Source organism: Spirosoma litoris, assembly GCF_054776755.1.
The window spans coordinates 338,276-350,714 of the sequence record NZ_BAAHBI010000035.1 but is presented as its reverse complement, the minus strand read 5'-3'; the positions used below and the strand labels follow the sequence as shown (position 1 = coordinate 350,714).

The window sequence follows — 12,439 nt, the reverse complement described above, 5'->3', positions numbered from 1 at the left end:
GACGACAGGAGGAATCCGCTCCGGCGGCCCGGTCAAGCTTGACTAATAAGCGACTTTGAGATTCCTCCTGTCGTCGGAATGACAAAAAAACTACTTACGTTTAAACGAAATTTAGAAAGTTTAAACAGCTTCATCATCCCCCCTGTATCCTCCGTGCCTCTGTGTTTTAAAACCTCTATGAGTTTGCCTGAAGGTTGGCAGCGAATCGCTGGTTATGCTGCGTAGGCGTACCGATGTTCATGAACTTGACCAGCACATTCATATCGGCGTTGCTGCACATGCCCACATAGGTTGTTCGCTGATCGAGACCAAACAGACTGGCAATGTCGGTATGGTACGGAGCGGGCATCTCACTCGACATATCGTAGAGTAATCGTGCGTATTGATCGGTTCCCAATTCGGCGGCTTTGGAGGGAAACAAAATGGTTTTACCCTGCTCGTCCGACACGTGAATATTCATCAGCAACACGTGTCCGTCCATCGTATGAAGGCTCTTCAGCCGGTCGCAGCTGGCCAGCAATTCGTCAGGAGTTGCATCCGTTGCTACGCCATCGGTAATATTGATGACCGTGGGCGGGTAAACGTCTTTGCCATTTTGGGCCGCCAGCCATTGTTGTATGAGTGATTCGGCCAGGCAGATGGCACTTTTCATAGGCGTTCGATGCCGATGAACCGGATTCAGCCAAACGGGACGCTTCTCTGTAACGGAAAAGGTTCGTCCCCGGATGGTTCGCTCCGTGGTAATCTCCTCTACCCGAATGGTAGCTGCTGCTAGTTCGGCGGGCGAGAGAAACGTTTTCCCGGCCATATCTCCCGACCAGAGCAAATTTGCTTTGTCATCGCTGTAACCACCGTAGCCAATTAGCGCAATATCGTAGTAATGGCGGATCTCGTCGCCTTTCTGGCAACGCAGGACTAGTTCCAGCAACGTCTGATTAATGATCTGAGCTACCGCTGCGGCCTTGGACAGCGATTGCCCCCGATACATCGTTTGCTCATCCATTGACCCCGACTGATCGATCAGGAAAATAAACGCCGTAGGCGTCTGTCGCATGATCTGAGCCGAATAAGGTCGCTCTTTGATAGGTCGTTGCAGCACCTCCTGTACCGTTTTTTGTAAATCGGCAGCCGACAGGGCGTAAGACGGTAAGGGCTGTAGCTCAGACATGATAATGATTGGTAGTTACGGTGATTGAAATTGACCTTGCAGATGCTTTATCTGTTGCTGCATCTGTTCCCGCAGGTTGGCAAAATGGGCGATTAAGTCAATGTCGTTGGCCATGAGTTGATAAGCCTCGGTTGCTTTCAGGTGATTGACTTCCGTTTGCAACCCCGCCTGGCGATCAACCAGCCGTTGATGCCATTCCCGTAGTGCTTCCAGGTCAAGGGTCGTCTCGGGCCTGGCCATGAAGAGCAAGCCATCGTTGAGCTCCTGCACCAACAGACGGACAGTTGTTAAATCCCGACGCTGATAGGCGTCGTTGAGCCGAGCCATATAGGCTGTTGCCTGCGCCATGCGATCGGGGTCATCGACATGTCGATCGGGGTGAGCCAGCCTAACGGCTTGCCGATAGAGTAGTCGGATTTCCCGTTCTGTGATCTCGTCGAAGTCAGTAGGTCTGTGGGCAACGGCCTCCCGCACGGCCCGGTTGGTTTGCTCAAACGTATCTTGCCAGACTTTTGCTGCTTCGGCATCGCTCCGTCGGCCAGTCTGGGCTGATTTTCGGAGTGATAATTTCAATTGAAGTTCAACGGTCTGTGTAAGCAGGTCGCCGAGTTGAAGCCGGAACAAGCGATAATATCGGCCAATCTGGTATTGACAGGCCGCTTTCTCTTCTTCCAATAGTGCAATTTGACCCTCTAACGCCCGGATCTGAGTCAGTAAATCAGCTTTGGCAGGGTGCGGAGTAGGCAGGGACGATTGGACGTTCATCAACACCAAATATACGCAAAGCCCGATCACCTGTCGTAATTATACTTTCAAGAAACGTTATTTGTGGTTCCTCTTAAAGTAGTGGGTGAGCTTTTTCTGTTGATACATACGGGCAGACTTTATACTTATGATGGGTATAGCCTGGCGCATTAACGGCCTGGGTTTGCCAACAGCTAGTATAGCAGGATTTTTCTTAGCAGCCTCGCTCCAATCACTTAGCGTAACTAGACCATCTCCTTCTTTAGGTACATAAGCCGTTGACGATGTTGCCCCAGTATCCGAATCTTGTTCACCATTCACACTCCTCATATATGAATCCAGCCCACCTGTCCATCCCTTCTCCTGTATAATCCATTTAGACATTTCTGGATGAACCAGGTTACCGTAGCCACGATGCATCAATCGTTCGGCCGTTGCCCATTTACGACGTTCACGGGCATTGTGTGTACCAACAGCCACACTTCGAAAGCCATCGCTTTTAGTAACTAGACCATTAAGACCCGTAGTATAAATTTTCCCATGAACAGGATGATACGCCTTTAACGCAGTTGGGGTTGGCGTAACCGTATTAAGTTGAGCAAAGGGTTCGCTGAATAGCTGATTGGTCATGATACTAGCCATGATACTGGTATCTGCCAGCCTTTCTTCTTCGGTTCCAGTTTTTGAATTGTACTGATTTAGTACCCAATTGCTACGTATTATATCTTTTGTTCCATGACCACCCGTTAGTCCCTGACGCATATCGGTCTGGCTTTTGCTCAGCGATCCCGGATGCCCACTTAGTGGCCGTTCAGGATCGTTGGTTGTCCAGTTGAGATAACGAACCTCCTCACGCTCTCTTGACAATAAATCCGTTACTTTTTTAATATCTTCAAGTGATCGCTTATTTTCTTTCATTTGCTGAACGATCTTGTCAACAGTTGCTGTACTGACCATTTCATCGAGCCCAGTGCCACCAAAATTGGCCCGGTGTTGAATCTGATTCATCCGGTATCTTCTTTTGTTCAGTGACTTTTTAGAGCTAATTTGATCGCGCCCCCACTTGCCGTATACGGCAGGCAAACCTATCGTAGGACGACCTTTTACTGTGGTGGCATGTAAAATGAGCCGTTGCTGATAGCCTTGACTCACGATAGGCTTACGCTTTACGGAGGGGATTTGGGCAGTTCCCCGGCTACCTACGGAGGGTACACCACTTTTTTTTCGGGTAACCCAGCGATCAAGATTCTTATTTGTGTGCGGCATTTGTTGTATCGAATTATACAGTCAGACATAAGCAATCACGCCGATTTACAATCTCATAGCTCGCGTTGTATTATATGTTGTGTGACCCCTTAAGCGCCTAACAGAGTCTAGTACTCGTCCAATTTAGTTTCTATCGATTCTTTGGATTCTATCGTCTTTGATTATCAGCACAATAAGACCAACCGCGCGGGCGGCCCCGAGAATCTATAGAATCCCCTGGAATCTAGTTTGCCAAAGCACTAGTCATTATTATTGCCAATGGCCTGACCAATTGCCCACCTTGTTCCTACAGTCGCAGCACCGGCTAACATCATCATCCGTCCGCCAGGTGTTCGTAAAACACCCCAGCCCATCTGTCTTCTAAAAGCAGAAAAGCTTCTGGCTGGCATTTGTCCGGGCGTTAAACCTGCTTGTCTACCACCCCATCTAAGCATAGCACCAGTTGCTGCAAAATAGCCTGCCATTCCATCCTGGGCCATTTGTTGGGGATTGTTATTATACCTCTGATGGAATCGTTCTCTCATATACTCCATAACTATATAATTTAAGTGGTTGAGAATTAATTAAATCACTACTTTTTAGTTAACTAGTACTTTGGCAAAATAGAATCTAGATGTTTCTATAGATCCTCGGGGCCGCCCGCGCGGTCGATTCTATTATACTGATAATCAGAAACGATAGAGACAAAAGAATCTAAATTTGAACAGCACTAGTTTAACTCTTCTTTTTTGTCCTTTCGACGCAGGAGAAATCTTAAATTTCTTCATTAAGTGAACTTGAGATTTCTCCTGCGTCGAAAGGACAAAAACGGGAAATTTCAAACAGCTTCAATAGTTGTTAATTTCGGAATGTCTTCTTCCCAATTTCTTCCAACGTTTTTCCTTCCTTATGGAATTCTCGTTTCAAACTTGATAGAATATCATCGGCGGTAATTGGCCGTTGCCGATTAATGTTAATCATAACACAGGCTCGTAAGACGTTCATGATAATGGCACCAGTAACCGCAAATCGCTCACCTAACTTGTCGAAATCAATAGCTGGGTCAACCTCAACCGAATCTTTAAACGCCTGACGCCATAAATTGGCTCGTTTCGATGCATTGGGGGCTGGGAAATAAATCATGGACTGAAAGCGTCGGGCAAACGCTTCGTCGATGTTATCTTTCAGGTTGGTTGCCAGAACAATTACACCCGGAAAGTTTTCCATCCGTTGCAGAAGAAAAGCTACTTCCTGATTGGCATGCCGATCGTTCGACGACGTTGTTTCTGTCCGTTTACCAAACAGGGCATCGGCCTCATCAAAAAACAGAATCCAACGCCGGCGCTCCGCTAAATCGAACACCCGCCCCAGGTTTTTTTCCGTTTCGCCAATGTATTTAGAAACAATCATGGACAGGTCAATCCGGTATACATCCAGGCCTGTCGATTTCCCTAGTAAGCTGGCAGTTAATGTTTTACCTGTACCGGGAGGGCCATAGAACAGCGCGCGATAGCCTGGTTTGAGGTACTTTTTTAGCTGGGCGTTTTTTAAAATTGTGTCCGAATTATCAATCCAGGTTTTTATCTCTTTTACTTCCTCCATGATCTGATAATCAAGCACCAGATCATCCCACTCTAGTGTGGTGGTTACGCGGCTGGCCGGAAAATCAGCACTAAAATCAGGCCGGTTGCTTTCGCCCGTTGTAAGCAAGGCCCGGTATTCGTCAGATATCGTCAGCGCTCCACAGGTGCTGGGTTCATTAGGCCCTGCGGGGTTTATCTGGATAATGTTCAACTGTACAAGCAGTGAATCATGAAATAAATAGCTCTGTAACCGGATACGGCGTGTCAGGTCGGCACCAGCTACCAGAAATAAAATTGTCTCGACCGTTGGTAAAAAACCACCCCGATTATTATCGCGAATCCCACCAAATTCCGTAAATGCCCGATCGTACGTAAGGTTTCGGGTGAAAAAAAAGTCGAGCACTTGCGGCCGAATATGCGGGGCAAGTGCCATAATCAACATCAACCGCTCATAATTGCCCAAGCTATGTTCGCGAACTAACTGCGCATAGGCCGACTGATTATCGGTTAAATTAGGCTCATCAATTTCTTCAATGGCACTATAGGGGCTTTCCTGATTGAAGTAAAGTTCAAAACGAGTCGAAATCACAGCCTCCAGCCAATTTAATTCCCATTGCAGGGCATTCGAATTGGCCGTGATCGCAAACAACTCAGTCATTGTTACATCACTCATTTGTCATTTCGATAATACGTTTAATTTCTTCTGTAACTTCCGGATAGCCTGCTTTTGTGCGTCTAGTTGCTTGCGGTATTGCAGCCACGCAATACCCCGGCCTAACCCGAAGGCCACTCCCAGCAAGAGGAGAATTTCTATCAGTGCTACCCAGGGATTTAACGGATTCATGGCAAATAGAGTGGGCTAGTTCCTCTGGATTCACCCCGACGCATTTGCTCCTGCCAGGTGCGTAATTCATCCCAACGGCCCTCGGTCGCTAGTAACGCTTGTCCTGGCCAGGTTGCCGGATCATAGGTATGCAACAGTGGGCCATGTTCGGCGAGCACCCGACGAACGGTAGACACAGGCGTTTCGGCCAGTTGTGAAAATCGGAAGACCCCGATGCTATTCAGAATCGCTTCTGACTTAGTATTAATGCCCGCAATCTCCTTTAAATCATCCCGACCAGGCATCACCACAAATACCTCCTCAACTTCTGGCTCAATAATCTGCTCTATATCAAGCGCTTCCTGAAGAATCTGACGTTTAGTTACTAAGTCGCTCAGTTGCTTCTTGAAGCGTTCCCGAAAAATGAAATAAGCCAGTACAGCTGTTCCCTGAAGCATCAGGAAGTGCAGCAGACTGGCGTCTTCGAGGTGAAACGGATTCAGTTCAAACATACTCAACGTCGTTCTACAAGCAACGTTACCCGTCGGTTCGCTTCACGACCTTCGGGTAAAGCGTTCGGCGCAATGGGCGATTTGTCGCCCTGGGCTACTAACTGGAGCCATCGCTTATCGGCTCCTTGTTTCACCAGCGAATCCTGAACCACTCGCGCCCGTAGCCGCGACAGTTGCAGGTTCCGTATTTCTGTTCCAACACTATCGGTATGGCCCGTAATCACCAGCCGATCCCGTTGGTGGTTGCGCAGATAGGCAATGGCTTCGCGGGCAAACTGTTCGTTGTCGGGCGTATGGATGTACGCCGTACTACCCGTTGGAAAATACAGCTGCAATGGGTGAAACAGATCAACATACTTCTGGTGCCGCGCCAGCCAGTTCGCGTCAATCGTTATCGACTGAAAGGCAAACGAAAGCGCATTGGTGGAATCCTGAACAAACTGCAAGGCATTGGAGACTTCTCCCCACACTTTGATCTGCTCTTCGGGCACCCCGGCGCCCACCAAATACTGCTGAACGCTGGTGGCCCGCACAGCGCCTAAGTTTGGCACCAGTGTTAGCTTGCTTTCGGCAGGGGTATGATAACCAATCACCGTGAGTAACCGGCGAGGATTAGCTTTCAGGTAATCAGCCAGCGTATCGAGCCCCGAACGGACGTTGGCTGACCGACTACCTACTGCTTTAAGATCACTTCCCGCCTGTTGAAACAGATTGCCCCGTAATTGAATCCGCAATTGCGAGCCATCAATAATGTAGATAGGGGGTAGAACGGGCTCTTCTGATAACCGAATGCGTTTGATGTAGAATAGATGCACACAAACAGAAACGATTACCCAGATACCCAATCCCATCCACCATACCCACAGTTTACTCATGCGAAATCAACTAGCTATTGATTGGCCAGCCTGCATCGTACTTGGCAACGCCAATATCTATTTTCTCTGCCGTGATCGATATATCGGCACTAAAGTTAGAGGAGCCAGCAGGCTGAAATCCTTCTTTGTAGCTGGTGATGTATCCATTTTTGAACGTTACAGTCCGGAAAATGGCATCTTTTCCTGACTGCCAGAATTCGATTTTTCCATCAATCGCTTTATTCTGGGCGTTGATCATGGTATCAATCAAATTTTCGTTCTGGGTGATTTCGATCGTTAACGACATGTCACCCGCCCGAACAGCGGATGAAGGTCGTCCTTTCTGATCAAAATCCCGGCTGAAAGACGTGCCAAAACTAAGCACGTCAAATTTTGCGGCTCCAATAGTAAGGGTTGAGGTAAAACCCACTGCTGCCTCTGCCATAGTTTTTTTAGTTAGAGGGTTATACTATTATTTTTTTACGGGCCAGCGCTGATCTAGCACTGCCTTTTGAATGGTTATTTTTTCAGCCGAAATCGTGACTGAGCACGTGTAAGCTGCGCCAGCCGCCGAAAACGATTCGCTATAGCTAACGATGTAAGCGTTTGCAAACTCAATCTTGCGCGTTACACCATCATCACCAGCATCGGTGAATGCTACCTCGCCTTTTGCATAAGGTTTGTTCTGGGTATTGACCATATGTTCGACCAACGTCGACTTGTCGGTAATTTCAACCGTGAATGAAAATTGTCCACCCATGACGTGGCTGGAAGGACGACCTTTAACGTCGACGCTTCTTGTAAAGCCAATATCGCCACCCAGAATATCAAATTTTTGACCGTCCAGTTCAATTGTACTTGAATAAGCCATAGTGTTAGATTGAAAAAATTTATAGATCAAACGTTAGGAATAGTCAGTGGAAACGCGATTAAGCCTGACCGTAATCAGATACCCATTCTGGACTTTCCACATCATCACCCCGGCGTCCATCCAACCGAATCACGAAGCTCTTAGCAGGGAAGTAAGGCGTCAGGCGGATGTCGAGATAAATCCGATCTTTTACCTTGTCGTCGCGTTCCAGACGCATGATCCGGAACTGATCGATCAACTTGTCGGGCCCTTTAATGCTATCCAGGAAGCCAGCAATCTGACGGCGCAGGTCGGCCTCGATGAGCGAGTTCCAGTTTTCGAACGCCCGGCGGTTCAGGAAGTCGAACAGTACTTTCGTGATGTAATCGAATACCCGTACAACGGAGTAGGTTTGCAACCCGATGTTGTCGCCATTGAAGAGGGTTTTGCTACCGAACGCCATAACCCGGCCGTACTCATCGATCATTGGTACTAAATTCAGACGCTCAACTGCCGACAGTTCACTCTTACGAAGTGGGAAGCGAACGCCCGGTACTTCGTTCATACCGCCATGTTTCTTACCAGCCGTTACCTGCGACATGAGTGTATAGTAGATTTTACCGGCCAGTGCCATGGAGGGCGGAACGTACAAGTTCTCAACCTCGCCCACTTCGGCCACTTTGCTACGGCCCACAACCCAGTTGCAGGTCATGACAATGCTGGAGCGGAATAACTCAGCGCCCGTCATGTTGGCCGTGCCGAACATATCGATAACGTCTTCGGAGCTTTCCAGATCAGCAAAGTCCGTAAACAGGGTTACTTTGTTGTTGTGCGCAATTTTACCCCATTTTTCCAGCACCGCGTTAGAGCCCATGAAGCCCGGAACTACCAGCAGCGAATAGTTCTGGCGCAGGTCAAGACGGTCGAAGTTTTGCTTCAATTCGTCATTGATATAATCAATGAAGCGAGAGTTGTCGAGGTCTGTCAATTGCTCGAAACTGGCGTTGACAATCGTAACGTTTGGTAGCTTGTCGGCCTCAGCGTTTTTGTAGAATAAAGAGAGTGCCCGATAGCTGGTTTCCAGTTCACGGGTTGTTTCCAGCGTTGTGAGCAGATTTTTACGTAGATTCTGCTCAACTTCTATAGCTTTTTCTTTCGCGGTATCGAGCATTTCGTTCTGATTGTCAGACGATTTTAATACTTCGATCCAGAGTTTGAGTTTTTCTTTCAGGACAGCCCGATCCGTTTCTTTGGTTGGGTCGCCCATGTATATTTTCTTCCGCGCTTTGCGGTCGGGGTTCAGATTTTGTGAACCATCAATAAAACTTTCGATAAAGGCATAACCACCGTAAGCAGATAGGGCAGGAATGCCGGGAAGGGTGGCACCACGGCTAATTGCTGTAGAGGGCCGTGCATCAAGTTGTGCTGAAGATGCTGTAGGTTCGCTTTCCATGAAGACGTATAAGGGACTGATTGAGAGAAAAGAAGAAGAGTTTGATACGTTAAGCCTCGGTTTTTTCGCTTGCTTCGAGTTCTGCAACTAAGGCTTCCAGCGTTTCGATCAGTGCCGCTTTGGTATCGGGGTTTCCCAACGCTGTTTGCAGAATCCGGTGGCCCTGTAAGCGACGGCTGATCTGGGTGTATTCCTGATACTGGGCATCCAATGAGCGAAGAAATGGACTTTGAGCAACCATTTCTTTAACCCGAAAATCGGCTACGCTCCGAAATTTTAAGGTTTCTTTCTTTGGCATACCCTCGATCGTTTCCATCTCGACTTCCACTTCGGGCTTAAAGTGATCGAAAACAGCTTCAACGGTTTTCAAGCCATAGACAGTTTCTGGATTAACCGGAGCCTCGTGCGTAAGTTTTTGTGCTAGCAGCGTACGATTGAAGGGGATATTAACGATACCCTCCGCTGATTCGGGCTTAATCTCGTTACCACCAATTTCGAAGTCAAACATATCTTATTCAGCTGATTTTTAAGTTTATCAAAGCTATTAATAAGACGGTAGGCAGCAAGATGCTCGCTTCGCCAAGGGGGGTAATTTCAAACAAACGGTATCTTTTTTTGTCGCTCGCAATCAGTGCCCAATCTCGTTTTTTTACTGCGAAAACTATAAAGTATACAAAACGGGTAACGCCTAGTTTATCTGCCAAACCAGCTCAGCGGCTTGCTCATCCCAGCCAACGTTCAGGGCCTGGCCTTTCTGTAATTGCCCGGAAATAATCAGGCGTGAGATTGGTCGGCGTAGCTGGTTCCGGATGATACCGGCCAGTGGGCGAGCACCGTATTGAGGGGTGAATCCCTGCAAGGCTAACTGGCGTCGGGCTTCTTCGCTGACAGTTAAATCAATACCCTGTTGCTGAAGACTTTTGTGCAGATGCGCCAGCTGGATGTCAAAAATCCGGACCACATTTTCCTCTTTCATTGGGGAGAATGGGATGATCTCGGTAATCCGGGCCAGAAATTCAGGGCGAAACTGGCCCGTCATCCGCGTCATTAATTGCTGCGACGTTGGCATTCGCCCGGCCTGAAACTCACCACTAATCCATTCACTACCAATGTTGGAGGTAAAAATGAGCAGCGCATTGGTGAAGTCGCCTTCCTTGCCGAGTTTATCGTGCAAACGACCTTCATCCATGATTTGCAGAAAGATGTCGAAAACAGAGTTGTGAGCCTTTTCAATCTCATCGAACAGAACAACGGAGTAAGGCTGTTTTCGAATCTTATTCACCAATAATCCGCCCTCTTCATAACCTACATAGCCCGGAGGGGCGCCATAGAGCAATGCCGCAGAATGTTCTTCCTTAAACTCCGACATATCGAAACGGATCAGCGCCCGTTCATCGTTGAACAGAAAATCGGCCAGCGATTTCGACAATTCGGTTTTTCCGGTACCCGTAGGTCCAAGCAGGAAGAACGAGCCAATGGGCTGGCCCGCTCGCTGCAAGCCACTGCGCGATTCCAGAATAGCGTCGGATAGGGCATGTAAGGCGTGATCTTGCCCCACCACACGCCGTTGCAGAAAACTCTCCATCGACAACAGTCGCTCCTTTTCCTGGGCCTGCACCTTACCCATCGGAATCCCCGTTTTGTGCGCTACCACAGCTGCCAGATCGCTGGTTGTAACGGTATCTTCCTGTTTGCTGGCCAATTCCTTGAAACGGCCTAGTTTGCTTATGATGTACTCATGATACGCTACGGCTGTTTCTAGTTCGGCTGGGTCGACGTCGTCTTCCCACTGGCCCAGCAAAACCGGGCTGACCTGGTGATGCAGCAGCGTATCAATCCAGCGGTATTCTTCCAGAGCCTCTTCCGGCGTTAAGTCGCCCTGGGCCAACTCGTTAATGGTCTTTTCAATCTGGCTCAGTTCAGTACCCGACGTTTCGATTGCCATCCGAATGGCGGCCATCGTTCGGTCGAGCAGGTCGAGGGCGGAGTCAGGTAATCGGCGTTCCTTGCTGTATCGGCGAGCCAGCCGGATGCAGGTTGAGATTACCTCCGGCTGTATTTTTAACTGGTGATGCTGTTCGTAGGCCGGAACCAGCCCGCGCATCATTCGGTCGGCCACTTTCTCGTTGGGTTCCGCTACGGTCAGCATCTCAAACCGACGGCTCAGTGCCTGATCGGGTTCAATCAGCTTACGGTATTCTTCGGGGGTGGTTGCCCCAATCACAGTCAGTTCACCCCGCGCCAGTTCTGGCTTTAGCAAGTTGGCCACCCCATTTCCGGCCGATCCTTTCGGATCGAGTAACATGTGGATTTCGTCGATGAACAGAATACACTTTTCGTATTGCTTGACGTCTTTGATGACCGTTTTTAGCCGATCTTCCACTTCACCTTTGTACGACGCGCCAGCCAGCAAGGCACCGGGGTCCAGTTCCAGCAGAATGGCATTTTTCATTCGGGCAGGTACCAGACCCGCCACGATCTGTTGCGCCAGCCCGTCGATCAGCGCGCTCTTCCCGACACCCGGATCGCCCACCACCATCACGTTGGGCTTGCTACGTCGACCCAGAATCTCAAGCATTGTTCGTACTTCCTCATTTCGCCCGACCACAGGGTCCAGTTTGCCCGCGCGGGCCTGAGCGGTTTTGTCGATGCAGAACTTGGGTTCTTTGGTCATCGACGGATAACTGGTCTGCTCTCTCCCGTTGGTACCTGTTCCTGTCTGAGCGCCAGATGTCGTAGGTGCCGCCGATAAATCGCGCACAAACCGTTCCATCAGATCGCGCTCCTGCAACGGTAACGAGCGAAGCTGATCGGCCGAAAAACCAATACCCGGCTTGGTTAAAGCTGCCAATACACAGATGATTTCGATATAATCCAGACCCAGCTTGACGCGCAGAAAGTCTGCTTCGTTCATAACCCGCTCCACCGATTCGTCGGGTTCTGGGTTTGTTACCGCCTGACCCACACGAGGCAGCTCTTCCATCCAGACATCGGCCCAGTCGAAAATATAAGCTACATCATGCTGTAAGGCGTTCAGCAGCGCGCTCCCGCCCACATCATCATGAAGCATAGCCCGCATGAGGTGGGCTGCCGAAAATTTCTCATTGTAATACTCACGCGCTAAGGCACGAGCAATGTGTAAGGCTTTTTCGACCGATTGATTCAGAGGTAAGTGGCGCATAACTGAGCAGAGTTGAGGTAGAGGGT

At 49.0% G+C, this 12,439-nt stretch carries 13 protein-coding genes; all 13 read right to left on the bottom strand.

Annotated elements, in window-relative coordinates:
* Positions 1–175: 175 nt before the first annotated feature.
* Positions 176–1,168, bottom strand: a complete 993-nt coding sequence (locus ACYVGR_RS20840; protein ID WP_460960227.1) for a vWA domain-containing protein — start codon at positions 1,166–1,168, stop codon at positions 176–178.
* Positions 1,169–1,183: 15 nt separating this feature from the next.
* Complete coding sequence (locus ACYVGR_RS20835; RefSeq protein ID WP_460960225.1) at positions 1,184–1,933, bottom strand: hypothetical protein; 750 nt, start codon at positions 1,931–1,933, stop codon at positions 1,184–1,186.
* Positions 1,934–1,990: 57 nt separating this feature from the next.
* Positions 1,991–3,178: a hypothetical protein gene (locus tag ACYVGR_RS20830; RefSeq protein WP_460960223.1), complete on the bottom strand. Its 1,188-nt coding sequence runs from the start codon at positions 3,176–3,178 to the stop codon at positions 1,991–1,993.
* A 239-nt stretch (positions 3,179–3,417) separates the two neighbouring features.
* Entirely contained in the window at positions 3,418–3,657 is a 240-nt protein-coding gene (locus ACYVGR_RS20825; RefSeq protein WP_460960221.1) for a hypothetical protein, read from the bottom strand.
* A 358-nt stretch (positions 3,658–4,015) separates the two neighbouring features.
* Positions 4,016–5,413, bottom strand: a complete 1,398-nt coding sequence (locus ACYVGR_RS20820; RefSeq protein ID WP_460960219.1) for an ATP-binding protein — start codon at positions 5,411–5,413, stop codon at positions 4,016–4,018.
* 3 nt (positions 5,414–5,416) lie between these two features.
* On the bottom strand, positions 5,417–5,584 hold the full coding sequence (locus ACYVGR_RS20815) for a hypothetical protein (protein ID WP_460960217.1): 168 nt from the start codon (positions 5,582–5,584) through the stop codon (positions 5,417–5,419).
* The gene (locus ACYVGR_RS20810; protein ID WP_460960215.1) at positions 5,581–6,075 is read right to left on the bottom strand and encodes a hypothetical protein; all 495 of its coding nucleotides are present in this window, start codon (positions 6,073–6,075) and stop codon (positions 5,581–5,583) included. Before ACYVGR_RS20810 ends, ACYVGR_RS20815 begins: the two co-directional genes overlap by 4 nt.
* Before the next feature lie 2 nt (positions 6,076–6,077).
* On the bottom strand, positions 6,078–6,950 hold the full coding sequence (locus ACYVGR_RS20805; RefSeq protein ID WP_460960213.1) for an OmpA family protein: 873 nt from the start codon (positions 6,948–6,950) through the stop codon (positions 6,078–6,080).
* Between the two features lie 10 nt (positions 6,951–6,960).
* Complete coding sequence (gene tssD, locus ACYVGR_RS20800; protein WP_460960210.1) at positions 6,961–7,374, bottom strand: type VI secretion system tube protein TssD; 414 nt, start codon at positions 7,372–7,374, stop codon at positions 6,961–6,963.
* Positions 7,375–7,401: 27 nt separating this feature from the next.
* A complete protein-coding gene (tssD, locus tag ACYVGR_RS20795) occupies positions 7,402–7,800 on the bottom strand; it encodes a type VI secretion system tube protein TssD (protein ID WP_460960208.1) in 399 nt (132 codons plus the stop codon).
* Between the two features lie 58 nt (positions 7,801–7,858).
* Positions 7,859–9,232 carry a type VI secretion system contractile sheath protein TssC gene (locus tag ACYVGR_RS20790; protein WP_460960206.1) on the bottom strand — a complete coding sequence of 458 codons (1,374 nt, stop codon included), beginning with the start codon at positions 9,230–9,232 and terminating at the stop codon, positions 7,859–7,861.
* 49 nt (positions 9,233–9,281) lie between these two features.
* Positions 9,282–9,740: a hypothetical protein gene (locus ACYVGR_RS20785; RefSeq protein WP_460960204.1), complete on the bottom strand. Its 459-nt coding sequence runs from the start codon at positions 9,738–9,740 to the stop codon at positions 9,282–9,284.
* 180 nt (positions 9,741–9,920) lie between these two features.
* The gene (locus tag ACYVGR_RS20780) at positions 9,921–12,413 is read right to left on the bottom strand and encodes an ATP-dependent Clp protease ATP-binding subunit (protein ID WP_460960202.1); all 2,493 of its coding nucleotides are present in this window, start codon (positions 12,411–12,413) and stop codon (positions 9,921–9,923) included.
* Positions 12,414–12,439 lie beyond the last annotated feature (26 nt).

What these genes read in the sequence shown, in the direction of transcription:
- ACYVGR_RS20790 (WP_460960206.1), bottom strand. Translation starts at nt 9,232, where the DNA reads ATGGAAAGCGAACCTACAGCATCTTCAGCACAACTTGATGCACGGCCC.
- ACYVGR_RS20820 (WP_460960219.1), bottom strand. Translation starts at nt 5,413, where the DNA reads ATGAGTGATGTAACAATGACTGAGTTGTTTGCGATCACGGCCAATTCG.
- ACYVGR_RS20830 (WP_460960223.1), bottom strand. Translation starts at nt 3,178, where the DNA reads ATGCCGCACACAAATAAGAATCTTGATCGCTGGGTTACCCGAAAAAAA.
- ACYVGR_RS20825 (WP_460960221.1), bottom strand. Translation starts at nt 3,657, where the DNA reads ATGGCCCAGGATGGAATGGCAGGCTATTTTGCAGCAACTGGTGCTATG.
- ACYVGR_RS20835 (WP_460960225.1), bottom strand. Translation starts at nt 1,933, where the DNA reads ATGAACGTCCAATCGTCCCTGCCTACTCCGCACCCTGCCAAAGCTGAT.
- tssD (WP_460960208.1), bottom strand. Translation starts at nt 7,800, where the DNA reads ATGGCTTATTCAAGTACAATTGAACTGGACGGTCAAAAATTTGATATT.
- ACYVGR_RS20840 (WP_460960227.1), bottom strand. Translation starts at nt 1,168, where the DNA reads ATGTCTGAGCTACAGCCCTTACCGTCTTACGCCCTGTCGGCTGCCGAT.
- ACYVGR_RS20810 (WP_460960215.1), bottom strand. Translation starts at nt 6,075, where the DNA reads ATGTTTGAACTGAATCCGTTTCACCTCGAAGACGCCAGTCTGCTGCAC.
- ACYVGR_RS20785 (WP_460960204.1), bottom strand. Translation starts at nt 9,740, where the DNA reads ATGTTTGACTTCGAAATTGGTGGTAACGAGATTAAGCCCGAATCAGCG.
- tssD (WP_460960210.1), bottom strand. Translation starts at nt 7,374, where the DNA reads ATGGCAGAGGCAGCAGTGGGTTTTACCTCAACCCTTACTATTGGAGCC.
- ACYVGR_RS20780 (WP_460960202.1), bottom strand. Translation starts at nt 12,413, where the DNA reads ATGCGCCACTTACCTCTGAATCAATCGGTCGAAAAAGCCTTACACATT.
- ACYVGR_RS20805 (WP_460960213.1), bottom strand. Translation starts at nt 6,950, where the DNA reads ATGAGTAAACTGTGGGTATGGTGGATGGGATTGGGTATCTGGGTAATC.
- ACYVGR_RS20815 (WP_460960217.1), bottom strand. Translation starts at nt 5,584, where the DNA reads ATGAATCCGTTAAATCCCTGGGTAGCACTGATAGAAATTCTCCTCTTG.